We start from the raw sequence: 26,344 nt of genomic DNA on the forward strand, positions 1-26,344 counted from the left end.
TCTCTTTCTTAGCGGACCGCGCCGTCAACGATGACGGCTGCGGGCGCCCCGGAGGGCGCGATGAGTACGAGGGTGGCGGGCATGCCCGGACGCAGGTCCCCGGCCTCCCCGTCGAGGCCTAAGGCGGCGGCCGCGTTGGTGGAGGTCAGGCGTACCGCCGCGGGCCCGCCGTGGCGGGCGCGGTAGCGGTGGAACTGGTCGAGCAGGGTGGTGGTGCCTCCGGCGATGGCGCCGGGGGTGGCGTCGCTGGTGCTCAGCCGTGCCACCCCGCCGGCGACGGTGACGTCGAGTGGGCCCAGGATATAGGAACCGTCCGGCATGCCGGCGGCCTCCATCGCGTCGGTGACGGCCAGGGCGTGGTCGCCGACGGCTGCGGTGACCATGTCCACGGTGCCGTCGGCCAGGTGGACGCCGTCGGCGATGAGCTCCACCCAGGTGCGCCCTTCTGCGGCGGCTTCGATAAGCGCGGCGGCGATGCCGGGGTCGCGGTGGTGCAGCGGGGGCATGGCGTTAAACAGGTGGGTGGCGGTGACGGTCACCCCCAGCTCGGCGGCGCGGTCCAGCACGGCGCGGGTGGTGTCATAGTCGGCGTCGCTGTGCCCGAGGGAGGCGATGACCCCGTTGTCTGCGCAGACGGCGAGCAGCTCGGCGGCGTGGGGGGTTTCGGGGGCGAAGGTGATTTGGCGGACGGTGCCTAGGGAGGCGTCGATAATGCGGGCGAGCATGTCCGGGTCGCCGGGCTGGATGCGGGTGGGGGCTTGGGCGCCGCAGCGGCAGGCGTTGATGAAGGGCCCTTCGAGGTGGATGCCGGCGATCTCCCCGGAGTCGACGAGTTCGGTGAGCACCTGGACCTGGCTGGTCAGCTCGTCTTCGGTGCCGGAGACCAGGCTGGCTAGCAGGGTGGTGGTGCCGTGGTCGCGGTGGAAGGCCGCGGCGGTGCGGCACTGCTCGAGGGTGCCGGTGGGGAAGGCGCCGCGGGCGCCGCCGTGGTTGTGTAGGTCGACGAATCCGGGCACGGCCAGGGGGAGGTCGGCGGCCGCGGCGGGGGTCAGGTCGGGGGTGGGGGTGATTGCGGTGATGGTGCCGTCGGTGACGGTGATGCGGGCGGGTCCGACGTCCGTGGTGGCGGTGAGGACGTGCGCGTGGATGTGCATTCCGTCGGGGGTGGGGGTGATGGGCTGGTTCACGCCACCCAGTCTAGGACGTATGATGTCTTATGACCATCCCTCGATCAGGAAATGAGACCCCCGTGCCTTCCCCGCACACCCCCACCTCTGCCGTCACCGACACCACCCGCCCCTCCTTCCGCGGCGTCATCCCGCCCGTGCTCACCCCCTTGACCGAATCCGGCCAGGTGGACACCGACACCCTGGCCCACCACGTCGAGCGCCTCATCGCCGCCGGCGTTGACGGACTGTTCGCCCTCGGCTCCTCTGCCGAGGCGGCCTTCCTCACCCGCAGCCAGCGCCGCGAGGTCACCACCACCATCGTCACCGCGGCCGCCGGGCGCGTGCCCGTCACCGTCGGCGTGATCGACACCACCACCCCCCGCGTGCTCGAGCACGTCGCCGACGCCATCGAATGCGGCGCCCAGGGCCTGGTGGCCACCGCCCCGTTCTACGTGCGCACCCACCGCAACGAGATCGCCCGCCACTTCCGCCTCATCCACGCCGCCGCCCCCCAGCTGCCGCTGTTCGCCTACAACATCCCCGTCAGCGTGCAGGTGATCCTGGACGTCCCCCAGCTCATCGAGCTGGCGCAGGAGGGCGTGCTCGCCGGCGTGAAGGATTCCGGCGGCGTGGACTCCTACACCCGCACCCTGTGCGCCGCCCGCGACGCCGCACAGCTGGACAACTTTGTCATCCTCACCGGCTCGGAGACCACCGTGGACATGGCCTACCTGGGCGGGGCGGACGGCGTGGTGCCCGGCCTGGGCAACGTGGACCCGGCCTCCTACGTGGAGCTCGCCCGGCTGTGCAGCGCCGGCGACTGGGAGACGGCCGCGACGCTGCAAACCCGGATCAATGAGCTGTTCCAGATCGTCTTCGTCGGCGACCCGGCGCGCATGGGCGGATCCTCCGCCGGCCTCGGCGGCTTCAAGGCCGCGCTCGAGCACCTGGGGGTCTTCCCCAACCATCGCATGGCCGATCCGCACGAGCCGCTCAACGACGCCGAGCTCGCCCGCATCGCCGCCATCGTCGACGCTGCCGCGGTAGGGAGGTAATGATGCCCCGGCCCGGCCAGCTCACCGCGGCCCTCGACATCGGGGCCACCAAGATCGCCTACGGGCTGATCAGCGACGCCACCCCGCGCCACCCCCGCGCCGCGGCCACCCTGCCCACTCAACCCACCGGGCACAGCCCCCAGGAGCAGGTGCGCACCGCGCTGGACCGGCTGCGCGCCAGCCTGCGCGACGGCGAGACCATCGCCCGCGTGGGCATCGGTGCCCCCGGAGTGGTCCTGGCCCCAGAAGGCTACGTCGCCCACGCCGGGCCGACCCTGCCCGGTTGGGCGGGCACCAACCTCACCGAGCTCGTCCGCGAGCACGGCATCGACGCGCCCGTCGCCTGCGCCAATGACGTGCGCGTGTGGGGCTTCGGCGAACACCACCTCGGCGCCGGGCGCGAACTTCCCGATGGCACCGCCCTGTACGTCTCCCTGGGCACCGGCGTGGGCGGGGCCTTCCTGTGCGCAGGCGAGCTCGCCGCCAGCCCCACCGGCACCGCCGGGGAGATCTCCGAGATCATCTGCGCCGACTACCAGGGTAAAGCCGCCCGCGCCGAAGACGTTGCCAGCGGGCCCGGCTTGGCGCGCTACCACAACGCCGCGCGGGGTTTGAGCGGCCCGCACCAGCCGAGCCTGCGCGACATCATCGCCGTCCTCGACCGCACCCGCCAGGACCCGCGTATCGACGCCCCCCTCGCCGCCGCCATCATCGACGGCAACCTGCGCGGGCTGGGGCGCGCCCTGGCGGGCCTGGTCAGCGGCCTGGACATGGTGGGGGTGGTCATCGGCGGCGGCGTCGGCTCTATCGGGCCGCGCATCTTAGAGCCGCTGCGCGCCGGGTTTGCCTCCGGGCTGCTGGCCCCCAATGCCAAGGTGCAGGTGCATGCCAGCGCCCTGGGCTCCCATGCGCCCTTGGTGGCGGCGGCGGAGTTCGCCCGGCGGTGTTGTGCCTAGTTTTGCCAGTGATTTATTCGTGTGACGTGCTGATTCTTAAGGAGTGTTGAGGTTTCATGGTGTTCCAGTTTCGTGCCCCGGCCAGTGACATGGTGGCTCGGCGGGCTGAGTTGTGCGCGGCGGTGTCCGGTCGATTGATCGTCTCGGTGCAGGCCCCGGATGGGCATCCGATGCGCGATACGCACACGCTGACCCATGTGGCGCGCGCGTGCGTGGCCGGGGGTTCCCCGGCGATTCGCTGCGGTGGCTACGGCGGCCTGGAGGATATCCGCGCGATCGCCGCTGCTGTGGATGTGCCGGTCTTCGGGCTGACCAAGGAGGGCACCGAGGGGGTGTATATCACTCCGACGGTGGCCTCCGTGCGTGCTGTGGCCAAGGCCGGGGCGGCCGTGGTGTGTGCGGATGCGACGGGGCGTCCGCGCCCGGATGGCGCGCAGCTGGCCGAGATGGTCGCGGCGGCCCATGAGGCCGGGGCGTTGTTCATGGCGGATTGTGCGCGCCCGGAGGACGCGGGGGCGGCCGCTGCGGCGGGGGCGGACATCGTGTCGACCACGCTGGCGGGCTACACGCCGCAGCGGGCGGCAACCGAGGGCCCGGACCTGGAGTGCCTGCGCCTGGCGCGGGCGGCGGTGGGCCCAGAGGTCTTTGTCATTGGCGAGGGCCGTTTTCACAGCCCGCAGGACTGCGCGGCGGGGCGCGCGGCGGGCGCGGACGCGATCATTGTCGGCACGGCGATCACGGATCCTGCGTGGATAACCGGGCATTTCGCCGCTGGCATGGACGGGATTGCCCCCCTCCGATCGGGGGTAGTGCGAGGGCTGGGTTACCGCCATTCATCAGACGTCTGATGTACGGTGGGGGTAACGCTAGCTTCCCGAAAACCACCCGGGCCGCAGGCCACATAGTCGGCCCCAGAACCTACGAGGACACCTGATGAACCAGGAACTGTCACGCCGGAGATTCCTCCAGCTATCCGGGCTCTTCGCCGCAGCAGCCGGCATAGCCACCACCGTCAGCGCCTGCGCGCCAGACAACCCCAACATCTCCGGTGGCCGCGGCGCCGGGGGCGGGGCCTGCGCCGGTACCCCCAACGCGGACGGCACCATCTCCGCAGCCATCTCCTACGAGCTGGGCACCAACGGGTTTGACCCCATGTCCACCTCCGCCGCGCTGACCGTGGCCGCCAACTGGCACACCTTCGAAGGCCTCACCGAGCTCAACCCGGCAGACGGAAAGGTCTACCCCGCGCTCGCGGCCACGCTGCCCGAAACCAGCGGCACCGAGGCCCACATCACCCTGCGCGACGGCGCCGCCTTCGCCGACGGCACCCCCGTCACGCCCGCCGACGTCATCTTCTCCTTCGAGCGCGTCCTCGACCCGGCCAACAAGTCCCTCTACGCCGGGTTCATCCCCTTCATTGACAAGGTCACCGCCCACGGCGACAACGCCGTGACGGTCCACCTGGCCCACCCCACCGGGGTGCTCGCCGAACGCCTCGCCGTGGTCAAGATCGTGCCCAAGGCCGCCGTGACCGCCAACAAGGAAGCCTTCGACTCCCTGCCCATGGGCACCGGCCCCTGGCGCATGACCGACAACGGCGGCGCCTCCAAGGTGCTGCGCTTCGAGCGCAACGAGCACTACACCGGGCCCAAGCCGGCCCGGGCGGCCACCATGGAATGGCACGTCATCCCGGACTCCTCCACGCGCATCAACGCCCTGCAGTCCGGCAGCGCCCAGGCCATCGACTCCGTGCCCTACCTCAACATCGACCAGCTCCAGGCCACCCACTCGGTGCAATCCGTCCAGGGCTTCGGGGTGTTGTTCGCCATGTTTAACAACCACCCCTCCAACCCCTTCCACGACGTGCGCAACCGGCAGGCCTTCCTCTACGCGCTGGACTATGACTCCCTGATCACCACCGGGCTGTCCGGGCAGGCCGCCGCGCCCACCAGCTTCCTGCAAGAAACCCACCCGAACTACCACCGGGCGTCCACCGTCTACAGCCACGACCCCGCCAAGGCCAAGGAGCTTTTCGCGCAGACCGGGCTGAAGAAGCTGCGCCTGATGTGCACCGACCACAACTGGGTTGCCCAGTGCACCCCCTTGATCCAAGAATCCTTGACCGCGGTGGGCATGGACGTGGACTTCTCCGAGCGCCAATCCGCCGACGCCTACAACGCCATCGACGGCAAGCCGGAGGCCTTCGACGTCCTTGTCGCCCCCGGCGACCCCTCCGTGTTTGGCACGGACCCGGACCTGCTCATGCGCTGGTGGTACTACGCGCCCACCTGGGCGGACTCCCGCATGCACTGGATGGGCAGCCCCGGCTCGGACCGCGTCCGCGGGCTTCTCGACGCCGGCATCAAGGCCACGGACGCCGCCGCGCAGCAAAAGATCTGGAACGACACCTTCGACGCCCTGTCCGAGGAGGTACCGCTCTATCCCCTGTTCCACCGCAAGACGCCCACGGCCTGGGATCCTTCCACCCTCATCGACTTCGAGCCGATCTCCCTGTCCGGCTTGAGCTTTATCGACGTCGCCACCGCCACCGCCGGCGCCGGATCCTAGGAGGCATCGATGTCCAACCTCATTCGGCTCATCGGCCGGCGCCTCATCGCGCTGCCGATCATGATCCTCGGCGTGACGCTGCTGGTGTTCATCGTCATGTCCTTCTCCCCGTCCGACCCGGCGCGCCTGGCGCTCGGCGAGTCCGCCGCCCCGGAGGCCCTGGAGGCCTACCGCGAGGCCCACGGCCTCAACGATCCCATGCTCGTGCGCTACGTGGACTTCCTGTGGGGGATGCTCCACGGGGACCTGGGCACCACGTCCGGTGGCGGCAGCGTCACGGAGGTGGTCGCCCGGGCCTTCCCCATCACCTTGCAGCTGACCTTCGTGGGCCTGATCCTGGCCGTGATCGTGGCGCTGATCTTAGGCATCATCGCCGCGCTGTATCGGGATCGCTGGCCGGACCAGCTCATCCGCGTGGCCTCCATCGCCGCGCTGGCCACGCCGTCTTTCTGGCTGGCCCTGCTGCTCATCCAGTGGCTGGGTGCCGTACCGGGCGGCTGGGGCTTCTTCCCCGCGCTGATTACCAATTGGATTCCCTTCTCCGACAACCCCAGGTGGTACCTCAATGACATCGTGCTTCCCGCCGTGGCGTTGGCGGTGCCGGTGGCCGGCTCGCTCGCCCGCGTGGTGCGCACGGCCATGGTCGAGGAGCTGGACAAGGACTACGTCCGCACCGCCATCGGCGCGGGCGTGCCCTTCCGCGAGGTGATCTACCGCAACGTGTTGCGCAACGCGCTGATCACCCCGATTACGGTGCTGGGCCTGCGCGTGGGCTACCTCATGGGTGGCGCGGTCATCATCGAGATCATCTTTAATATCCGGGCCATGGGCCAACTCATTTTGGACGGCGTGCAACGCAATGACGTCTACCTGGTCCAGGGTGTGACCCTGACGGTGGCCATCGCGTTCATCGTGGTCAACATCGTCGTGGACATGCTCTACGTCATGGTTAATCCGAGAATCAGGAGCATCTGATGCTGCGTCACTCCCTAACCAAGAAACTGGAGGCGCGCGCCGGCGGCCGCTTCACCGGCTTGTCTTCCCTGCCGCTGAACTCCAAGATTGCGCTGGCCATCCTCACGGTGATCATCCTTGGCGCGCTGGGCGCCGGGCTGGTGACCTCCTACGATCCGCTGGCCTCGGGCCCGCCGGTGCAGCCGCCGAGTGGTGAGCACTGGTTTGGCACGGATGCCATCGGGCGCGACATTTTCTCCCGCGTCCTCTACGGCGCCCGGTCCTCGCTGGTCATCGGCCTGTGTGCCACACTGGCGGCGCTGGCCGCGGCAGCCGTGTTGGGGTCGATCGCGGCCACCGGCGGCAAGGTGGTCTCCGAGGTGCTCATGCGCGTGCTGGACATCATCATGTCCTTCCCCGGCATCGCCCTGGCGGCCGTCTTTGTCGCCGTGTTTGGCAATAGCGTGCCGGTGCTGGTGTTTGCCATCGGGTTCTTGTACACCCCGCAGCTGGCGCGCGTGATCCGGGCCAATATCCTCGGCGAGTTCGGCGAGGACTATGTCTCCGCCTCCCGGGTGATGGGCGCCTCCACGACCCACATTCTGCTCGTGCAGGTGGCCCGCAACTGCCTGGCCCCGGTCATGGTGTTTGCCACGGTGCTCGTGGCGGATGCCATCGTCTTCGAGGCCTCCCTGTCCTTCATCAACGCCGGCGTGGAGCCGCCCACCCCGTCCTGGGGCAACATCCTGTCCGACGGCAAGTCCCTGGTGCTCTCCGGGGCGTGGTGGCCCACCTTCTTCCCCGGCATCATGATCCTGGTGACGGTGCTGTGCCTGAACATCCTGTCTGAGGGGCTTACCGACGCCCTGGCCACCCCGGCCGCGCGCCCGCTGCGGGTTCCTGAGGAGCCGGCGGAAGGCGACGTCGATAAGCAGCCCTCCGACCGCCCGCTCACGCTGGGCACGACCAGCCAAGCCGAGGCCGAACAGGCGCTCTCGCTCGCGCTGACCAGCCTGCGGGAATCCGAAATCGAACACAACTCGCGGCTGGTCTTCGACGGCGCGGACGAACCGCTCATTGAGGTGCGCAACCTGTCCATCTCCTTCCCCGCCTCCCACGGGGACGTGGCCATCGTGGACAACATCTCCTTTACCGTCGCGCCCGGGGAAACCATGGGCCTGGTCGGCGAATCCGGATGCGGAAAATCGCTGACCGCGATGGCGATCATGGGGCTGCTTCCCCCCACCGCCCACATCACGGGAGAAATCCTGTACAAGGGCACCAACCTGCTCGCCCTGAGCCCCAAGGAGCACAACGCGCTGCGCGGCCATGACATCGCCATGATCTACCAGGACGCGCTGTCCTCCCTCAACCCCTCCATGCTCATCCGCTCCCAACTCCACCAGCTGACCAAGCGCGGCGGGCAACGCAGCGCCGAGGAGCTGCTTGAGCTGGTGGGCCTCGACGCCCAGCGCACCCTGCGCTCCTACCCGCACGAGCTCTCCGGCGGGCAACGCCAGCGCGTCCTCATCGCCATGGCGCTGACCCGCAACCCCTCGCTGCTCATCGCCGACGAGCCCACCACCGCCCTGGACGTCACCGTCCAAGCCCAGGTGGTTGACCTGCTCAACGAGCTGCGCGAGAAGCTCGGCTTTGCCATGATCTTTGTCTCCCACGACCTCGCGCTGGTCTCCCGGCTGGCCCACCGCATCACCGTGATGTACGCCGGCCAGCTCATCGAACAGGCGCCCACCGCGCAGCTGCTGCGCGACCCGCGCCACGAATACACCCGCGGGCTGCTCGGCGCCGTGCTCTCCGTCGAGGCCGGCGCGCAGCGCCTCTACCAGGTGCCCGGGACCGTCCCGTCGCCCGAGGAGTTCGTCCCCGGCGACCGGTTCGCTCCCCGCTCCCAAGACCCGCAGGCCCAGCGCAGGGTGGACACCAAACCGGTGCTCACCCGCATCGCCGGGACCGACCACTACGTCTCCACGACCCCCCAGGAGGCACCATGACCCCCGTCATTGAGATGCGCGACGCCAACGTCGTGTTCACCACCCGCACCGGAAGTCTGTTCCACCCCACCAAGGTGCACGCCAACAAGGACATCAACCTGGCCATCCACCACAACGAGGTGGTCGGCATCGTCGGCGAATCCGGCTGCGGCAAATCCACGCTCGCCCGCGTGATGGTGGGCCTGCAAGAACCCACCAGCGGACAGGTGCTGTTCAACGGAAAGAAGCTGCGCCCCCGCCGCCAGCGCAAAGAGTTGGGCCAGACCGTCTCCGTGGTCTTCCAGGACCCGGCGACCTCGCTCAACCCCCGGATGAACGTCCACGACCAGCTCCTCGACCCCCTGCGGGTGCACAAGGTGGGCACCGCCGCCACCCGCGAGGCGCGCGTGCGCGAACTCATCGAGCTAGTTGGCCTGCCCGCCTCCACGCTCGAGGTGCTGCCCCGGCAGATCTCCGGCGGGCAGCGCCAGCGCGTCGCCATCGCGCGTGCCCTGGCGCTCGGCCCGCAGGTCATCATCGCCGACGAGCCCACCTCGGCTCTCGACGTCTCCGTGCGCGCCCAAGTGCTCAATCTGCTGGTAGACCTGCGCCGCGAATTCGGCCTGGGGCTGGTGTTTATCTCCCACGACATCAACACCGTGCGCTACGTCTCCGACCGCATCTGCGTGATGAACTCCGGGCGGATCATCGAGCAAGCCCCCACCGAGGAGCTCTTCGCCCACCCCGCCGAGGACTACACCCGCACCCTGCTGGGCTCAGTGCCCTCCCTGCTGAGCTAACCCCCTGAAGCTCCAGGCGCAACCCGTACGCACCGGCTCCGGTGCGTACGGGTTAATTCAACCCCAACGCCGCGCGCAACGGCTCGTAGTGGCGGGCCACCGCCGCGCGGTAGGCGGCGTCATCGCGCGCCGCGAGCGCATCAAGGATGTCGCCGTGCGCGTCCACCGTCTGGCCAATCCGCTCCGGCTTATCCAAGCCCAACAGCGGCACGACCTCCATGTGCACCCGCCAAAAGGCGTCCGAGAGCTCCCGGATCAGCGGGTTAGAAATATGAGACAACAGCGTGCGGTGGAACTGCTGATCCTGGGTGGTAAACGGCTCGCCCTTGCGCTCGGCCTGGCGCATCTGGGCAACCAGCTCCCGCAGCCCGGCCGCATCCGCCGCCGTGACAGACTCCATCAGCTCCGCGCCCAAGGACAGGTCGAGTGCCTCGCGGGTATCCACCACGTGGGCAAGCTCATGCTCGGCGCCCAGGATCGTCCGAAAGACCAGGCCCTGGACCAGCGGCTCCAGGGACATCTCGGAGACATAGGTGCCGTACCCGTGCTTGACCTCCACGATGTCCAAGGTGGCAAGGATGCGCACCGCCTCGCGCACCGAGGAGCGCGAGCAACCTAGCTCCGTGCACAGCACTGCCTCGGAGGGCAGCATGTCGCCTGGGGACAAGCGATGGATACGGATGTAGTCCTTGACCCCTTCCATCGCGGCCTCGGTAGCCGAGGGGGCGCGCCGGGGCGCCGGCGTGGCGTGAGCCATCGTGGGGCTCCTTCCTGAGAATGCTGGTCAGCCCGCAAATCAGACGTCTGATGAATCCGATACCCCACTATAGCCCAACGGGCATGAATCCGTTATGACTGCACAGGTGAGCGTGGGATGACCAGCGCCGTCGCCACCGCAGCACGCCCCTCACCCCGGCCCGTAAAACCCAAATGATCCGTCGACGTGGCAGACACCGACACCGGCGCACCCAACGCCTCACTGAGCACCCGCTGCGCCTCAGCGCGCCGCGGCCCCAGCTTCGGCGTCTGCCCAATCAACTGCACAGCCGCATTACCCACCACGAAACCGGCCTTAGCCACCGCAGCCGCCGCCTCACGCAGCAACGCCACCCCGGCCACGCCGTCATACTCCGGGCGCCCCACCCCCACCAACGCGCCCAGGTCCCCCAACCCCGCCGCAGACAACACCGCATCCACCAGCGCATGGGCAACCACATCGCCGTCCGAATGCCCCTCACAGCCATCCGCATCCGCGAAAAGCACGCCCGCCAGCCAGCAGGGCCGGCCCGCCTCAATGCGGTGCGCGTCCGTGCCTAAGCCCACGCGGGGCACCACCATCTGCTGCGTCACTGTCTCAATCCTCCCGGCACCTCAAAAACCGTCGGCTCGGCCTCATCGACCACCGCCCGAGCCACCATCATGTCCATCGGGGTAGTCACCTTAAACGCCATGGGATCACCCGCCACACACACCACCTGGTGCCCCGCCCACTCCATCAGGGAGGCATCATCGGTGGCCACAAAACCCGGATCCGCAGACGCAAAATACGCCTGGTTCGCCGCCCGCAGGGCATCCAGGTCACAGCCCTGCGGGGTCTGCACCGCGCGCAGCTGAGACCGCGGCGGGGTGGCAACCACCCGCTCCGGGCTCACAGCGGTATCCACCGTCTTGATGGTATCTGCCACCGGAAGCACCGGAATCACCGCCGGCGCCCCGCCCAACACGGCCCGGGCAACCCGCGCGATCATGCCCGGGGGCGTCAACGCCCGCGCGGCGTCATGAATAAGCACCACCCCACCGGAACCCGGCGGAGTGGCAATAGCCTGCACCCCGGCCCACACGGAATCCACCCGCTCCCCGCCGCCGTGAACCAGACGCACCGGGACGTCACGCGACCCGCCCAGAAGCCCGCGGCGGGTCAACAAATCCCGCGCGAAGTCATGCATATCTGGGCTGATGAGCACGATGACTTCATCAACAACCCCGGATGTCAGCAGCGCCACCACGGAGCGCTCCACCAGGCTGCGCCCCCGCAGCGTGACAAAGGCCTTGGGCACACTCGCCCCCAGCCGGGTTCCCCGGCCGGCGGCGGCCACCAGGGCGGTGACCGTGCGGCTAGTCTTCGTCCTCGTCATCGAAGCTTAAGTCATCCAGATCAACGTCAGTATCCTCAGGCTTGACCTGAGCATCCGTGGTGGCCGTTCCCGCCTTTTCCCGGTGCCGGGCGATGGTGTCATCCACCAAAGCTAAGAACTCATCGGCGCGCTTCTTATCTTCCGTGTCCGCCAGCGCGATCTCGCCGACGAGGATCTGGCGCGCCTTAGCCAGCATCCGCTTCTCCCCCGCCGACAGACCGCGATCCTGGTCCCGGCGCCACAGATCACGCACCACCTCGGCGACCTTGTTCACGTCGCCGGAGGCCAGCCGCTCCTGGTTGGCCTTATAGCGCCGCGACCAGTTGCCGGCCTCCTCCACGTCCGTCTCGCGCAGCACGCCGAAGACCTTGCGCAGGCCCTCATCGCCCACCACGTCGCGCACGCCCACCAGCTCGGCGTTCTTGACGGGGACACGGACCACAAGGTCGGACTGGTTGATGCTCAGTACCAGGTACTCCAGCTTCTCTCCGCCGATCTCCCGGTGCTCGATGTCATCAATGACGGCGGCACCGTGATGCGGGTAAACCACCACGTCCCCGACCTTAAAATCCATTCCCCACTCCTTCGCGGTTCGCACGTGTTCCCGCGCGCATATCGGCGCACAACAGCGCCCCATTCTACCATGAGGACAAATCCACCCGGAGTGGCCAGTGCATCACCCGAACGTATACCCCCTACACCCCCGCGGGTCAGTCTTGGAGCCACATAACTACGTCCAGCGGCGTGCCAGCCACTATGGTGGGGACTATCAACTGTGATTACCCTGATGATGGAGGACGATCCCGTGAAGTCCGTGAAGTCAGCCGCCCGGCGCGCTGGACTCCTATCCGCCGCCGCTGTATCCGCCCTGGCGTTGGCATCCTGCTCGGCTGGACACATCACCCAGACCTCTGAGCAGGTCGCTGCCGTTGACGGCTCTTCCGCCGATGGTGCTGACGGCGCCGTCGCCGTGCGCGACGTCACTTTGACCGTCGATGAGAACAGCGCCGCCGCGCTGAAGTTCACCGCTATCAACCAGGATCCGCACCGGGCCGACCACCGCCTGCAATCCGTGGCCGTCAACGGCAAGCCCGTCAACGTGCCCGCCCAGACCCTCAAGCCGAACTGCGCCGTCGTCGGCGCCTCCGCCGCCGCGCTGGCCACCATTCCGCGCGACACCGGCGCCGGCTGCACCGAGTACGTGACCACCACGCTCAACAATGAGGCCTTCGCCCCCGCCGGCACCGTGAACGTGACGTTTACCTTTGATAACGCCACGATCGACGTCCCGGCTGCGGTCTCCGGCGGCCACGTCAAGTCCGGCACGTTCACCCGTGACTTTGACAAGGACGAGCACGCCGCCGGCCACTAATTCCGGCCACCAACTCCTGGCTACGCCCACCCCGCCGCCTGTTATCCACAGGCACCCGGCACTGGGGTGGGCGTTGTCACGCTCTGGCTTAAGCTAGACGCTATGGCTAAAAAGGCGCGCAGCGTATTTACGTGCACCGAGTGCGGCTACTCCTCCGGCAAGTGGCTGGGTCGCTGCCCGGAGTGCGGGTCCTGGGGGACGCTGGCAGAGGCAGCAGCGCCGGCTGCGGGCTCGGGGGCGCAGGCGCGGGCGAGCATCTCCGGGCCCGCGCCGCAAGGGCTGACCCCTACCACCCCGGCCGCGCCGATGACCCGCATCGATTCCGCGGACGCCAAAGCAGTGGCTACGGGCATTGGGGAACTTGACCGGGTGCTCGGGCGCGGCATCGTGCCGGGCTCGGTGGTGCTCATGTCCGGCGAACCGGGGGTGGGTAAATCCACGCTGCTGCTGGAGGTTGCCGCCCGGTGGGCGCGGCTGGGCCGCACGGCGCTCTACGTCACCGCCGAGGAGTCCGCCGGCCAAGTCCGCCTGCGCGCCGAGCGCACCAATGCCTTAGAAGACCAGCTCTACCTGGCGGCGGAGTCCAACTGGGACGTGGTGGTCGGCCACGTCGGCCAGGTCAAGCCCTCGCTGCTCATCGTGGACTCCGTGCAGACCATGCAGGCGCCGGGCGTGGAGGGGGTCTCCGGCGGGGTGGCGCAGACCCGGGCGGTGACCGCCGCGGTGACCACGCTGGCCAAGACCAGCGGCATTCCCGTCATCCTGGTGGGGCATGTGACCAAGGATGGCGCGGTGGCGGGCCCGCGGGTGCTTGAGCACCTGGTGGATGTGGTGCTCAACTTTGAGGGCGACCGGCATTCCAGTCTGCGCATGCTGCGGGGGTTAAAGAATCGCTTCGGCGCCACCGATGAGGTGGGCTGCTTCGAGCAGACCTCAGATGGCATCCGTGAGGTGGCGGACCCGTCGGGACTCTTCCTGTCTCACCGCGACGCCACCCCGGACGGCTCGGCGGTGACGGTGGCCATGGATGGGGTGCGCCCCATCCTGGCGGAGGTCCAGGCGCTGGCCGTGGAGTCCCCGGCGAAGAACCCCCGCCGCGCGGTGACGGGCCTGGATTCTGCCCGGGTGCCCATGGTGCTGGCGGTGCTGGCCGCCCGGGCAGGCACGCCCACGCAGAACAAGGACGTGTACGTGGCCACGGTGGGCGGGATGCGCATCGGGGAGCCGGCCACGGACCTGGCGGTGGCCATGGCCACGGTCTCGACGCTGCGGGCCACCCCGCTGCCGGCGCGCACGGTGTTCATCGGGGAGGTGGGCCTGGCCGGGGAGCTGCGCCGGGTCCCGGACCTGCACAGGCGCCTCCAGGAGGCCGCCCGGCTGGGCTACCGGTGCGCGGTGGTGCCGGCAGGCGGGGAGGAGAAGGTGCCGGGCCTGCGCATCCGGCGGGTCGCCGACGTGCGGGAGGCCATCGGGGTGGCGCTCGGTGCGGGAGACGGGGGCGTCGATAAGCGGACAGATTAAGGTGGTGTGAGTGACTGACCACCATCCCCTGCGCGACGTTATTCGGGAGCTCGCCCCCGGCACCTACCTGCGAGACGGGTTGGAGCGCATCCTGCGGGGGCGCACCGGCGCGCTGCTGGTCCTCGGCGATACCCCGGAGGTGCTTGCCCTGTGCGACGGGGGATTCGAGCTGGACACGGCGTTGTCGCCGACCCGCCTGCGCGAGCTGGCCAAGATGGACGGCGCGATTGTTATCTCTAGCGATCACACGCGCATCCGCCGGGCCAACGTGCAGCTGGTGCCCAACCCCTCGTACCCCACCCAGGAGTCCGGGACGCGGCACCGCAGCGCGGAGCGCACCGCACTACAGACGGGCGTGCCGGTGGTGGCGGTCAGCCAGTCGATGAGCATGTGCACCCTGTATGCGCAGGGACGGCGCCACGTGCTCGACGAGCCGGCGCAGATCCTTTCCCGGGCGAATCAGACGATGTCCGTGGTGGAGCGCTACCGGCACGACTGCGACGCCGCCAACGCGGAACTCTTCGACGCCGAGGTCGGCCGCTACGCCACCGTCGCCGACGTGGTGCGCCTCATCCAGCGCGACGTGCTGCTGGGGCGCGTGGCCGCGCGAGTAGACCGGGACCTGGAGGAACTGGGGGTGGATGGCTACCAGGTTGGCCTGCGGCTGGCCCAGCTGCGCGGCGATAACCACCAGCAACTCCACCTGCTCGTGCGCGACTACCTTGCCCGCCCCGAGGAGGAAGACACCGCCCTGGCCCGCCTCACCGCGCTCAGCGACACCGCGATACTCGACCCGATGCGCGTCGCCCTCGCCCTCGAACTGGGCGACTCCGGAGCCGCCAGCCTCGACGAATGGATCGTCCCCCGCGGCTACCGCATGCTCGCCCGCGTGCCGCGCATGCGCACCCACATGATGGAGACCATCCTTGCCCGCTACTCGCCGCTGCCAGCGCTTATCGACGCCCCCGTCGCCGAGCTCGCCGCCATCGAGCACGTGGGCCCGGTGTGGGCCACCCACATCCGCGACAGCATCGACAGGCTGCTGCGCTAGCGTGAGCGCACTAGCTTAAGTTGAACGGCAACGCCGGGGACGGGTGCGAGCCGATCACCGCGTGCAGGTAATACGATCCCGGCGCCGCGGGCTCGCGGCCCGAACACGCCTGCGGGGCGGACGTGGTGCGCGACCACACCGCCTCAAAATGCCGCTCCTGCCCGGCAGGAATATCCAGCACCCCGCGGCCTTCCGACTCGTTACAGTCCGTGTCCGCCCACACCCGCTGGTTGGTGGCCATGGAGTACACCTCAAAGCGCAACTGCTGCTCCTTGAGATCAATGTGGCAGTCCCCCCGGGTGGGGTTAGCGGCGGTGAGATAGAACTTGGGCTGCACATCGGGGCCGTAGCTCGTCTTATCCGTCGCCGCAGTGATAGTCAGATCCGCCAGCTCGCAGGTCTTCTTGTTTGCCAATGCGGCATTCGCCGCCGTTGCGTCCGCTGCGGAGGAGGCCTCCGTGCGGTCAGCCGCCTGGGTGCCGCTCGGCTCGGTGCTCGACTCCGTGTCCGACTCTGCGTTCGGCTCGGCGCTAGCTGTACCTTCTGGCTGTTCCTGCGTTGCCGTTGCCTCCACCGACTGCTCAGTGCTGGCCGCAGCCGGGTCCGGCTGCGGGTCGTCCCCGCGGCCGGCAAACGCTACGGCGGCCCACACACCCAGCGCCGCCAAGACCACCAACGCGGCCAGGGCAGCCACGCGGCGGCGGATGTAGATCTGCTGGGGAAGACGGTTCGGGTCAGGGGAGGTCACAAAAGGACATTTTAGGCGCCCGACGATGCTTATTGAGCGTGGCTTAGCGCGCGGGCGTGTCTTCATCCACGCCGAAGGTAGCCACCGTCTCTATCGAACCGCTGCCCAAGTGATAGCGCGCCCCCACCACGCCCACCCGCCCGGCATCCACCTCTTCTTCCAGCCCGGGTAGCCGGTAGAACAACTGATTGACCGTCTGCTCCACATGGATGCGTTCCAGATCCTCCGTATCGGTATACCCCGCACGGATCCCCGCCAGCACAGAAGAAGAGACCTTTTCCACCAACACCCGCTGCCAGTCCCGCGGAACCTGGCCGTGCTCGATGGTCTCCAGGGCGGCCGATACCGCCCCGCAGCCCTCGTGACCCAACACCACCACCAGCGCTACCTCCAGGCCAGTGATGGCGTATTCCAGGGAGGCCAGCACCGCCGGGTCGATGATCTCCCCTGCCGTGCGGATGACAAACACGTCCCCAAAGCCGACGTCAAAAACCAGTTCCACGGGAGCGCGCGAATCCGAACACGCCAGCACCACCGCGCGCGGGTGCTGCCCACCGGTCAGCGCGTCGCGCCGCGAATTATCCGTGTTGGGGTGCTCCGGGCGGTTGTCCACAAAGCGGGCGTTGCCCGCCAAAAGGTCCCGCCACACGGTGGTTGGTGAATCGATTGCGCTCATGTGGTCCATTATCCCCGCCGACGTGGCGCTGGTTACAATTCCGGGCTGTGACCATCCCCGCCACCGCGCTGATCTCCTGGTACCGCGCCCACGCCCGCGACCTTCCCTGGCGGCAACCCGGCACCACGGCCTGGGGCGTGTTGGTTTCCGAGGTGATGAGCCAGCAAACCCCCGTAGCCCGGGTCGCACCGCGCTGGCAGGAATGGATGCGGCGCTGGCCCACCCCCGCCGACCTGGCCGCCGCCGGGGCTGATGAGGTACTGCGCGCCTGGGACCGGCTGGGCTACCCGCGGCGGGCGCTGCGGCTGCGCGAGTGCGCGGGGCGCATCGTCGCGGATCATGGGGGGCGGGTGCCCAGGGACGTCGATACGCTGCGCAGCCTGCCCGGAATCGGCGACTACACCGCCGCTGCCGTGGCCAGCTTCCACTTCGGTGCACCCGTTCCGGTGGTGGACACCAACGTGCGGCGCGTCTACGCCCGCGCGGTCACCGGACAATTCCTTGCTGGGCCCGCGCGCAAGGCCGACCAGGCCGCGGTGGGCGCCGTCTTGCCGCCCGGCCAGGAGCCGGAGTTTTCCGTCGCACTCATGGAGTTAGGCGCGCTGGTGTGCACGGCGCGCACCCCCTCCTGCGCGCGCTGTCCGCTGCACGGCTCCTGCGCCTGGGTGGCGGCGGGCTCCCCCGAGCCGAGCGCCGAGCAACGAGCCCGCGCCGCCGCCCGCGTGCAACGCTACGTGGGCACCGACCGCCAAGTCCGCGGGCGGATCATGGGGGTCCTGCGCGCAGCCCACGCCCCCGTGCCCGCCCACGCAATCGCGGCAACCTGGGACGATGACACCCAACGTGAGCGCGCGTTGGAGTCCTTGCTTGCCGACGGCCTCGCCCAACGCACCGCGGGCGGCTGCTACCAGCTGCCCGGCTAAAGGCGGGGAGGCTGCCGCTACTTCCAACGCCCCCGGAAGTGCAGGCCACCGGGCAGGTTCACCCACATCCCGCCCCGGCTATTAAACGTCAACGGCCCAACCTTGGTGGAGGCTGACGCACCCGAACCGGAAATGTTCAGCCAACTGTTCTTGCCCACCTTCTTGCGCTGCCGATACTGGATGCCCATGGCAGGTCCCATCCCTTCACATCACGGAAAAACAAGGAGAAAAGTAGTGGGCTCGAGTCTAGTCCGCGGCGCAACGGATGTGCGCCGGCGGGATGACCGGGCGCGCAGCACCGGCAATCGAAGCCCTCGGCATCCTCCCGCCGTGTGATGGCGAGCGGATTCGGCGCGACGAATCGCTGGTCACCGTGCATTTTGGCAATAGCGCAGACGGGCTCTCCGGCGTGCGGCACGCCCTTGGGCACCACGTAATCCCCGGCGTAGAGGACCATTGCGCCCACTAGGGGGCACGCGCGCCTTGGTTTCAGTAGCTTCCTGCCGCCGACGCTACCTACTGGTAGGTTAGTTTTGTGAACAAACGTATATACCGTACCGTCGCGGCACTAGGGCTCGCCCTGACCACAGCCCTGGCCCCCACGGCCGTCGCCGAACCTGGCGTCCCCGGCGGACAACCCGCAGCACCGACCATCCCCGCCGACTGGTCCAACCTGCTCTACCACCCGGACGACCCCTTCTACCTCATCGACGACAGTCAAGCAGGCGAGCCCGGCACGGTGCTGCGCCACCAGCGCGTCGATGGCGGCGCCCCCGCCACCAAGTTCATCTACTCCTCTACCTCGCCGGAAGGCACCCCCCGCACCGCCTCCGCCGCACTCATGGAGCCGCTGGCCCCCTGGCTGGGCGCGGGGCCCGTACCAACGGTTGTCATGGCCCCAGGCACGCGCGGACAGGCACACTCCTGCGCCCCCTCCCGCGGCCCCGCCATGGCCGGCACCTATGACCCCGTCACCGGGGCGACGGCCCTGAACTATGAGTTGCCCTTCATGTACGCCGCCGCGGCCGCTGGCATGCGCGTCATCATGATCGACTACATCGGCTTGGGCACCGGGGGGCTGCACCGCTACGCCAACTCCGTCGACGAGGCACACGCCGTGCTCGACGCGGCGCGTGCCGGGCTCACACTGACCGGAGCCGCGCCAGATTCCCCGATCGGCTTCTATGGCTATTCCCAGGGCGGCGGGGCGGTGGCTGCCGCCGCCGAGCACGCCGCCACGTATGCGCCCGACCTTAATGTGAAAGGGACCTTCGCGGGGGCGCCGCCTGCGGATCTGTTGGACACCATCAACACCATCGACGGCACCGCCATCGCCCCCGTCCTCGCCTACGCCATCAACGGCGCCCAGTCCGAAGGCGCTGACGAGGCAGCAGCGGAGGCCATCTCCGACACCCTCAACGAGTCCGGCAAACAGTGGCTCGCGCTGGCCCAGCAAGGGTGCATCATCGATGCCGCGGCCCGGTGGCCGATGATGAGCACCAGCCAGTTCACCACCACCGGCGAAACCCTGGGCGAGATCGCCGCCCGCGACCCGCGCGTCATGGATTACCTGGTGCGCAGCCGCATCGGCACCCGCACCCCCAACGCGCCGATGCTCGTCTACTCCAACCCCGCCGACGACGTGGTCCCCTTCCCCCAGGCACGCACGATGGCGCGGGATTTCTGCCAGCGCGGAGCCACAGTGCTTTTCGACGCCACCCCCGCACCCGTCACCTTCCCCGCAGGCCTGGCCATCAACCACGCGCTGCCGCTGTTTAGCACGTTCCCCGGCGCGCTGAGCTACCTCATCGACCGCTTCAACGGTCACCCCGCCCCCAGCAACTGCGGGCAGTTCTAGCCGCTTATCGACGCCCCCTTTCCCCCACCCCAGCACGGGGTACGGGAGGGGGGGGGACCAAGGTGGATCAGCAGCACTCTTAGAACTCTGCCGACTGGTGCGGCCAGTCAACCTGGAATCACACCTCGCGTGCCACTTCTTCTCAACGTGCGCCCTACTCCTGTTAACAAGTCTCACCTGCACACATCTGATGCTCTCCGCTCGCTGTGCCGCCTAGACAGCCTCAATGAACTGTAGAAGAGACAGAACCTATGCGCGCAGAATATATTCCCCCTGATAGTCCAATCTCCGGGACTAGAACACCTTGCACTGGAGCCTGCTAATATCGCGAGCCTGGCCTCCAAGAGAAGATCTCAATGGAGGATTAATATCCGCGAGAGACTAGCGCCCTTACTCAGCTCACCTCACAAATCCATTGTCCGGCACCCGGCCTACCATTCCAGAGAAGTTGGTTTCCTGGGGCAACGCCAGACAAGGTGCGACACACTCGTAGATAATCCGTCCCGATTTAAACAATAAAAATAAGTAGCGGGACCATTCTCTAATTTCTCAATAGCACAGACTCCCCGCGTTCTGCTGCTCTTCGCCAAAGCGCTCCCTGCACACAATGAGATTCCGTCTCATCGCTTTGGATAAATGATCCACTGTATGAGATATACGACGACCATCGGAACGCCAAACAAGGCCGCCATTACATAGATCACTCTTACAGTATTCGCAGTCAGCCCGCAGGTCTCAGCTACGCCTGCGCATATTCCAGCAATACGTTTTCCATCGTCGGTACGATGCCATTTATCTTCCGCAAAACTCATGAGTATGTTTGTCCTTTTATCGCTCCAACAACATCACACGAGCTTAAGTGAGAGCGCAAGCTTGAAATTTGCAGCGCTTCTACCGTCTATTCAAGATTTCTACACTCTAGCAGCAAGATAGGCGACTGCCCTTGGCATGACTCGTTCTTACTACTAACCGGCTCGGGTGGGAAAGCGTTCATGGGACTAACGCATACGCCGACGGCGAACGAGTTCGGGAGCCCTAGGGTTCGGTTTCAACGTCGACCCTTCGCAGACCTGGATGGCTCCAGCGCGGATCTAACAAGCTTACATTCCCCCTCCAGGTACCAAGAGCCATCACCACAGGGTTTGAACTGTCGCGAATACCATCTCCTTGTGAGCTCCAAGCCCCTCCTTGCCGCTGTCACCCCCCTATGGCCTAGCCACGTACCAGCAGGCCTCACAGCTGGCATCAAGCCACCAGTTGCCACGATCGCATCATTGCGAATTGCAGTTGTACGACCATGGCAACTCGGCTCTGTGTATCCTGACTAGTCCTGCTCGGCGGTGTCCTCCGTGATCTGAGCGGCGGTGTCCGTCTCCGGGACGTCGCCGTCGGCGGCGTCGTCAACGTCCGTGACTGCCTCGGCTGCGGCTTCGGGCAGACCGGCAGCCAGGGCGGCGTCGGGAAGCGGCTTCGGCCGCGGGGTGAAGGTGAACTGGGCGTCCTGAGTCTCCTTGGACTCGCCGTCCCAGCCCTCGACATCCACGGTCACGATCTCACCGGCGCCGAGCTCACCGAAGAGGATCTTCTCACTCATCACATCTTCGATGTCACGCTGGATAGTCCGGCGCAACGGGCGCGCGCCGAGCACCGGGTCAAAGCCGCGCTTAGCCAGCAGGTTCTTGGCCTTGTCGGTCAGCTCGATGCCCATGTCCTTGGCCTCAAGCATGATCTCCAGGCGCCCGATGAGCAGCTCGACCATTTGGACGATCTGCTCGCGGGTGAGCTGGTGGAAGACCACAATGTCATCGATGCGGTTAAGGAACTCAGGGCGGAAATGCTTCTTCAGCTCGTCGTTGACCTTGTTCTTCATCCGCTCGTACTGGGCCTGCTCATCGTTCTCGGAGCTTCCCGTAAAGCCCATCCCCACAGCCTTGGAGATGTCCGAGGTTCCCAGGTTCGAGGTGAAGATGAGCACGGTGTTCTTAAAGTCCACCACGCGGCCCTGGCCATCGGTAAGCCGGCCTTCTTCCAACACCTGCAACAGGGTGTTGTAGATCTCCTTGTGGGCCTTTTCAATCTCGTCGAAAAGCACCACGGAGAACGGCTTACGGCGCACCTTCTCGGTGAGCTGGCCGCCTTCCTCATAGCCCACGTATCCGGGGGGCGCACCGAACAGTCGCGAGGCGGTGAAGCGGTCATGGAACTCGCCCATGTCGATCTGGATGAGCGCGTCTTCCTCACCGAAAAGGAACTCCGCCAAAGCCTTAGACAGCTCCGTCTTACCCACACCAGAAGGCCCGGCGAAGATGAAGGAGCCGGACGGGCGCTTGGGATCCTTCAGGCCCGCGCGGGTGCGCCGAATAGCACGGGAGACGGCCTTGACGGCGTCATCCTGGCCGATGATGCGCTTGTGCAGCTCGGACTCCATGTTGAGCAGGCGCTGGGACTCTTCCTCGGTGAGCTTGAACACCGGGATGCCGGTCCAGGAGCCCAAGACCTCGGCGACCTGCTCCTCGCCGACCTCGGCGATGTCCTCCAAGTCCCCGGAGCGCCACTGCTTTTCCTTCTCCGCGCGCTCCTCGCCCAGCGTGCGCTCCTGGTCACGCAGGCCCGCGGCCTTTTCAAAGTCCTGGGCATCAATGGCGGCTTCCTTCTGGCGACGCACCTTGGCAATGCGCTCATCCACCTCGCGCAGGCCCTCCGGTGCGGTCATGCGCTTGATGCGCATCCGCGCGCCGGCCTCATCGATGAGGTCCACGGCCTTGTCCGGCAGGAAACGGTCATTGATGTAGCGGTCCGATAGGCGCGCCGCGGCCGCCAGAGCGGAGTCCGTGATGGACACGCGGTGGTGGGCCTCATAGCGGTCGCGCAGGCCCTTCAAGATGTCAATGGTCATCTCCACCGAGGGCTCCGGGACCTGCACCGGCTGGAAGCGCCGCTCCAGGGCCGCATCCTTTTCGATGTGCTTGCGGTACTCCTCCAGCGTGGTCGCGCCGATGGTCTGGAGCTCGCCGCGGGCCAGCTTGGGCTTGAGCAGGCTAGCGGCGTCGATAGCCCCCTCGGCCGCGCCGGCACCCACCAGGGTGTGGATCTCATCGATGAACAAGATGATGTCGCCGCGCTGGTTGATCTCCTTGAGCACCTTCTTCAGGCGCTCCTCAAAGTCGCCGCGGTAGCGCGAGCCGGCCACCAAGGAGCCCAGGTCCAGCGAGTAGAGCTGCTTATCCTTCAGCGTCTCCGGGACCTTGCCATTAACGATGTCTAGGGCCAGGCCCTCCACCACGGCGGTCTTGCCCACGCCGGGCTCGCCGATGAGCACCGGGTTGTTCTTGGTACGCCGGGACAGCACCTGCATGAGGCGCTCGATTTCCTTCTCACGGCCCACCACCGGGTCCAGCTTGCCGTCCTTGGCAGCCTGGGTCAGGTTGCGGCCAAACTGGTCGAGCACCAGGGAGTTGGACCGCTCGCCGGCGCCGCCGCGCCCGCCGCCACCGCCGCCCGGACCGGAGGCCGCGCCTGCGCCGATAGGCCCGCTACCCTGCGGGTCCTCCGGGCTGGAGCCCTGGCCGCCCTCATAGCCGGAGAGCAGCTGGATGACCTGCTGGCGCACGCGCGGCAGGTCCGCGCCGAGCTTGACCAGCACCTGTGCGGCTACGCCCTCGCCCTCGCGGATAAGCCCGAGGAGCAGGAATTCGGTGCCAATATATTTGTGGCCCATCTGCAGGCCCTCGCGCAGGGACAGCTCCAGCACGCGCTTGGCCCGCGGGGTAAAGGGGATGTGGCCAGTGTGCGGCTGGGTGCCGTGGCCGATGATCTCCTCGACCTCCTGGCGCACGTCGTCTAAGGAGATGCCCATGGACTCCAGCGCCTTGGCTGCCACGCCTTCACCCTCATGGATCAGCCCGAGCAGGATGTGCTCGGTGCCGATGTAATTGTGGTTGAGCATGCGCGCTTCTTCCTGCGCCAAGACGATGACGCGGCGCGCGCGGTCCGTAAACCTCTCGAACATGTCTTAAATAACCCCTATGCGGATAAGTGATATTAGTTGTGCGATCCGGACTGGATTGTCCGCGCTTGTGGCAGCGGCTAGTACAAGTGCCACCTACTGTAACGCGGGCCGGGCCCACAAACTTGCACTCCCGGCCACGCCCTGCCAAATCTACCCATAAAAGTGCTGGTCACGGCCGTGTACGCCGCTAGCGAACACGACTGTGACCAGCCTTGTCAAAGAAATTTATGCGGTTGCCCGGCGCCGCTGCACCCACCAGGCGATGACCAGCGCGGCGATACCAAATCCGGCCAGGCCCCCCAGGCCGAGCCAGAAGGTGGGGTCATAGATGCCGTCGGTGGCGCGGGTAAAGGCGAAGCGCGCGTAGCTCAGCGGGGAGACCATGTGGAACGCCCGCAGGGCTGCGGGGGTGGTGGCCAGCGGCCACACGCCGCCGAAGCTAAACAGCCCGATGGCAAAGACCGCGGCTGCCGCCACCCCACCGCCCAGCCGCCCGCCGACGCGGCGGCACAGCCCGAACACGGCGGCACCTGCGGCGGCCATGGCGATGAGCACGCCGGCCAGCGGCAGCCAGGCCATGGGCGCCCAGCCGGTGACCACGGACAGTCCGGCCAGGCCGAAGAGGATGAGGGTGTTGATGGCGGTCTTTTCGGCGAACCCGTGCGCGACGCTGCGCCGCAGCGGCATGGCGATGGCCACCACGCCCATGAGCAGGCTGCCAAAGACGAGGATGAACAGCATGGAGGCGCCGCCGGAGAGCGTCTTGACGGTGGGGTCATCCACGCTGACCACGGCCTGGACGGCGTGGTGGTTGGTCTCGTCGAAGGCGATGGGCACGGCGATCTGGCGGGCGGACAGGGAGGGCGAGTCAATCTTGGGCGCCCGGGCCGCGCCCTTGCCCAGTTCACCCGACAGGGTGCCGGTGCCCTCGGTCAGCTGGCGGGTGCCGTCGTTGAGTTGGCGGGTGCCGTCGGCAAGCGTGGAGGTGCCTTCGGCCAGGCGGCCGGCGCCGGCGTCGAGTTTGGCGGTGCCGTCCTTGAGTTTGCCGGTGGAGGCCTGGAGTTTGGTCAGCCCTGCGGACAGGGTGTCTGCCCCTTCGGAGAGGGTGCCCAGGCCCTGCTGGAGGGTGAGCACGCCGGAGAGGTAGGGCGCCTCGGGGTTGTTCAGGTTGTCGCTCAGCTGCGCGGTGCCGTCCTTGAGGCGGGTGAGCTGGGCGGCCATGTTCTGCGGATTGTTGGCGTCGAGTTTGTCCGCCAGCCCGGAGATCTGGTCGGCCTGTTCGGTCATACCCAGGCTGCGTAGGGTGTCTGCAACGGGCCGCAGGGTGGGGGCGACGGTTTGGGCCTGGTCGAGCAGGGGCAGGACCATGCCGGTGAGTTGGCCGACGCCGGCGTCGATTTGCGCGGCACCGTCGCCGAGCTTGGCGGTGCCGTCGACGAGTCGTCCGGCGCCGTCGGAAAGCTTATGGGAACCGTCGGAGACCTTGGCGCCGCCCGCGGCGAGCTTGTCCACGCCCGCGCCGAGTTCGCCGATCTTGCCGTCGAGGGTGGTCAGGCCTTGTGAGAGGGTGCCGGCGCCGTCGGCAAGCTTGGCGGCGCCGTCGACGCCGCGGGTGGTGCCGTCGTGGAGCTTGGCCGCGCCGGCGTCGAGTTGCTGGGCCCCGGCGGCGGCACGAGTCAGGCCGTCGGAGAGCTGGCCCAGGCCGTCGAGGACCTGCTTGGCGTAGGTCTCGGAGATGGATGCGGCGACACCCGCCTGGACCTGGGGCACCAGCCCGGAGGTGAGGATGGTGCCGTTGGTGCCGTTGTAGTCGTTGTAGGAGATGTTGACCTTGGGCTGGCGCGGCTGGGAGTCCACGACGGTGACGATGTCCGAGGAGAAGTCCTGCGGGATGGTCACCGTGAACAGGTAGTTGCCCTTGAGCAGGCCGGTCTGGGCGTCCTCGGCGGAGACCTCTTGGAAGTTGAGGTAGTGCTTGTCCAGCAGGCCGTGGACCACCTCCGCACCGTAGTTCTGGTGCTTGCCGTCGCGGTCCACCCCGGTGTCCGTGTTGACCACCGCGAGCGGCACTTTGCGCAGGTAGTGAGTGGGATCCCACATGGACCACATGTAGACGGCGGAGAGGATCACGGGGATGAGGGTGCAGATGATCAGCGTGGAGCGTAAGCGCCGGCGCACGAGCACGCTGCGGGGCGGGACGATGCGGTGCGAGGGTCCTGTGGTGCCTATTGTCACTGGCTTGGCCTCCTGGAAATGTCAGGCAATCACGGATGGCTACGCTGACCACGGTCGGTTACCGCGCCGTAGCATACCTAGTAGTTTTCCAGACAAAGCTACTTTGTTTTGCCCACAGAACCAATTCGCCCTGCTCAGCGGCTACGTCGCGCCACGCACACAACCCCTCCAAACAAAAACGTGAGATAGCACACGTCCGCGCGTCACAGCCGCCCCATCACCCGTCCCCGGGCCACCCCATGCGACCTGCACCGACAACCGCACCGTCTATTTTCGCATGCGTAACGACGCCGCCCGTCCCCGACCAACCCCGCCCATAAGCG

24 protein-coding genes are annotated in these 26,344 nt (G+C 67.5%); 13 read left to right on the plus strand and 11 right to left on the minus strand.

Annotated features, from left to right (window positions below):
* Positions 1-8 precede the first annotated feature (8 nt).
* Entirely contained in the window at positions 9-1,187 is a 1,179-nt protein-coding gene (locus LH390_RS09825) for an N-acetylglucosamine-6-phosphate deacetylase (protein WP_227281497.1), read from the minus strand.
* Positions 1,188-1,216: 29 nt separating this feature from the next.
* Between LH390_RS09825 and LH390_RS09830 the strand changes: the two genes are divergently transcribed.
* The 7 genes from LH390_RS09830 to LH390_RS09860 all read left to right on the plus strand — a co-directional run bounded on the left by LH390_RS09830 (position 1,217) and on the right by LH390_RS09860 (position 9,493).
* Entirely contained in the window at positions 1,217-2,224 is a 1,008-nt protein-coding gene (locus LH390_RS09830; RefSeq protein ID WP_227281496.1) for a dihydrodipicolinate synthase family protein, read from the plus strand.
* Positions 2,224-3,180, plus strand: a complete 957-nt coding sequence (locus tag LH390_RS09835) for an ROK family protein (protein WP_227281495.1) — start codon at positions 2,224-2,226, stop codon at positions 3,178-3,180. The genes LH390_RS09830 and LH390_RS09835 overlap by 1 nt, the downstream gene beginning before the upstream one ends.
* 89 nt (positions 3,181-3,269) lie before the next feature.
* The gene (locus LH390_RS09840; RefSeq protein WP_227282702.1) at positions 3,270-4,028 is read left to right on the plus strand and encodes a putative N-acetylmannosamine-6-phosphate 2-epimerase; all 759 of its coding nucleotides are present in this window, start codon (positions 3,270-3,272) and stop codon (positions 4,026-4,028) included.
* An 85-nt stretch (positions 4,029-4,113) separates the two neighbouring features.
* Positions 4,114-5,748: an ABC transporter substrate-binding protein gene (locus LH390_RS09845; RefSeq protein ID WP_227281494.1), complete on the plus strand. Its 1,635-nt coding sequence runs from the start codon at positions 4,114-4,116 to the stop codon at positions 5,746-5,748.
* A 9-nt stretch (positions 5,749-5,757) separates the two neighbouring features.
* Positions 5,758-6,723 (plus strand): ABC transporter permease, encoded by a 966-nt coding sequence (locus LH390_RS09850; RefSeq protein WP_227281493.1) that lies wholly within the window; start codon positions 5,758-5,760, stop codon positions 6,721-6,723.
* 2 nt (positions 6,724-6,725) lie between these two features.
* The gene (locus LH390_RS09855) at positions 6,726-8,714 is read left to right on the plus strand and encodes a dipeptide/oligopeptide/nickel ABC transporter permease/ATP-binding protein (protein ID WP_227282701.1); all 1,989 of its coding nucleotides are present in this window, start codon (positions 6,726-6,728) and stop codon (positions 8,712-8,714) included.
* Entirely contained in the window at positions 8,711-9,493 is a 783-nt protein-coding gene (locus LH390_RS09860) for an ABC transporter ATP-binding protein (RefSeq protein ID WP_227281492.1), read from the plus strand. Before LH390_RS09855 ends, LH390_RS09860 begins: the two co-directional genes overlap by 4 nt.
* Before the next feature lie 52 nt (positions 9,494-9,545).
* On the opposite strand, the gene LH390_RS09865 is transcribed toward LH390_RS09860, so the two are convergent.
* From LH390_RS09865 to LH390_RS09880, 4 genes are all read right to left on the minus strand, one after another.
* Positions 9,546-10,250, minus strand: coding sequence for a FadR/GntR family transcriptional regulator (locus tag LH390_RS09865; RefSeq protein WP_227281491.1), 705 nt, complete (start codon positions 10,248-10,250; stop codon positions 9,546-9,548).
* Positions 10,251-10,342: 92 nt separating this feature from the next.
* Positions 10,343-10,831: a 2-C-methyl-D-erythritol 2,4-cyclodiphosphate synthase gene (gene ispF / locus LH390_RS09870; RefSeq protein ID WP_227282700.1), complete on the minus strand. Its 489-nt coding sequence runs from the start codon at positions 10,829-10,831 to the stop codon at positions 10,343-10,345.
* An 8-nt stretch (positions 10,832-10,839) separates the two neighbouring features.
* Entirely contained in the window at positions 10,840-11,628 is a 789-nt protein-coding gene (ispD, locus tag LH390_RS09875; RefSeq protein ID WP_227281490.1) for a 2-C-methyl-D-erythritol 4-phosphate cytidylyltransferase, read from the minus strand.
* On the minus strand, positions 11,609-12,202 hold the full coding sequence (locus LH390_RS09880; RefSeq protein ID WP_227281489.1) for a CarD family transcriptional regulator: 594 nt from the start codon (positions 12,200-12,202) through the stop codon (positions 11,609-11,611). Before LH390_RS09880 ends, ispD begins: the two co-directional genes overlap by 20 nt.
* Positions 12,203-12,433: 231 nt before the next feature.
* Here LH390_RS09880 and LH390_RS09885 point away from each other — a divergent pair, with 231 nt between their 5' ends.
* The 3 genes from LH390_RS09885 (at position 12,434) to disA (ending at position 15,572) form a co-directional block, all read left to right on the plus strand.
* Positions 12,434-13,000, plus strand: coding sequence for a hypothetical protein (locus LH390_RS09885; RefSeq protein ID WP_227281488.1), 567 nt, complete (start codon positions 12,434-12,436; stop codon positions 12,998-13,000).
* A gap of 102 nt (positions 13,001-13,102) precedes the next feature.
* Entirely contained in the window at positions 13,103-14,521 is a 1,419-nt protein-coding gene (radA, locus tag LH390_RS09890) for a DNA repair protein RadA (RefSeq protein WP_227281487.1), read from the plus strand.
* Between the two features lie 10 nt (positions 14,522-14,531).
* Positions 14,532-15,572 carry a DNA integrity scanning diadenylate cyclase DisA gene (disA, locus tag LH390_RS09895; RefSeq protein ID WP_227281486.1) on the plus strand — a complete coding sequence of 347 codons (1,041 nt, stop codon included), beginning with the start codon at positions 14,532-14,534 and terminating at the stop codon, positions 15,570-15,572.
* Between the two features lie 10 nt (positions 15,573-15,582).
* On the opposite strand, the gene LH390_RS09900 is transcribed toward disA, so the two are convergent.
* Together LH390_RS09900 and LH390_RS09905 are read right to left on the minus strand one after the other, a co-directional pair.
* A complete protein-coding gene (locus tag LH390_RS09900) occupies positions 15,583-16,320 on the minus strand; it encodes a hypothetical protein (protein WP_227281485.1) in 738 nt (245 codons plus the stop codon).
* A gap of 43 nt (positions 16,321-16,363) precedes the next feature.
* Positions 16,364-16,996 (minus strand): carbonic anhydrase, encoded by a 633-nt coding sequence (locus tag LH390_RS09905; protein ID WP_227281484.1) that lies wholly within the window; start codon positions 16,994-16,996, stop codon positions 16,364-16,366.
* A 53-nt stretch (positions 16,997-17,049) separates the two neighbouring features.
* On the opposite strand from LH390_RS09905, the gene LH390_RS09910 reads away from it, so the two are divergent.
* Positions 17,050-17,919 (plus strand): HhH-GPD family protein, encoded by an 870-nt coding sequence (locus tag LH390_RS09910; protein ID WP_227282699.1) that lies wholly within the window; start codon positions 17,050-17,052, stop codon positions 17,917-17,919.
* Positions 17,920-17,936: 17 nt separating this feature from the next.
* Here the strand turns inward: LH390_RS09910 and LH390_RS09915 are convergent, their stop codons facing one another.
* A complete protein-coding gene (locus tag LH390_RS09915) occupies positions 17,937-18,107 on the minus strand; it encodes a DUF4236 domain-containing protein (protein ID WP_227281483.1) in 171 nt (56 codons plus the stop codon).
* A gap of 92 nt (positions 18,108-18,199) precedes the next feature.
* Here LH390_RS09915 and LH390_RS09920 point away from each other — a divergent pair, with 92 nt between their 5' ends.
* Together LH390_RS09920 and LH390_RS09925 are read left to right on the plus strand one after the other, a co-directional pair.
* Positions 18,200-18,388 carry a hypothetical protein gene (locus LH390_RS09920; RefSeq protein ID WP_227281482.1) on the plus strand — a complete coding sequence of 63 codons (189 nt, stop codon included), beginning with the start codon at positions 18,200-18,202 and terminating at the stop codon, positions 18,386-18,388.
* A gap of 66 nt (positions 18,389-18,454) precedes the next feature.
* Positions 18,455-19,777, plus strand: coding sequence for a lipase family protein (locus LH390_RS09925; RefSeq protein WP_227281481.1), 1,323 nt, complete (start codon positions 18,455-18,457; stop codon positions 19,775-19,777).
* Positions 19,778-20,397: 620 nt separating this feature from the next.
* Here LH390_RS09925 and LH390_RS09930 read toward each other — a convergent pair.
* The 3 genes from LH390_RS09930 to LH390_RS09940 form a co-directional block, all read right to left on the minus strand.
* Positions 20,398-20,589: a PspC domain-containing protein gene (locus LH390_RS09930; protein WP_227281480.1), complete on the minus strand. Its 192-nt coding sequence runs from the start codon at positions 20,587-20,589 to the stop codon at positions 20,398-20,400.
* 512 nt (positions 20,590-21,101) lie between these two features.
* Positions 21,102-23,786: an ATP-dependent Clp protease ATP-binding subunit gene (locus tag LH390_RS09935; protein ID WP_227337369.1), complete on the minus strand. Its 2,685-nt coding sequence runs from the start codon at positions 23,784-23,786 to the stop codon at positions 21,102-21,104.
* A 225-nt stretch (positions 23,787-24,011) separates the two neighbouring features.
* The gene (locus tag LH390_RS09940; RefSeq protein WP_227281478.1) at positions 24,012-26,021 is read right to left on the minus strand and encodes a YhgE/Pip family protein; all 2,010 of its coding nucleotides are present in this window, start codon (positions 26,019-26,021) and stop codon (positions 24,012-24,014) included.
* Positions 26,022-26,344: the final 323 nt, after the last annotated feature.

The sequence above is a fragment of the Corynebacterium uberis genome (genome assembly GCF_020616335.1).
Lineage (GTDB): Bacteria > Actinomycetota > Actinomycetes > Mycobacteriales > Mycobacteriaceae > Corynebacterium > Corynebacterium uberis.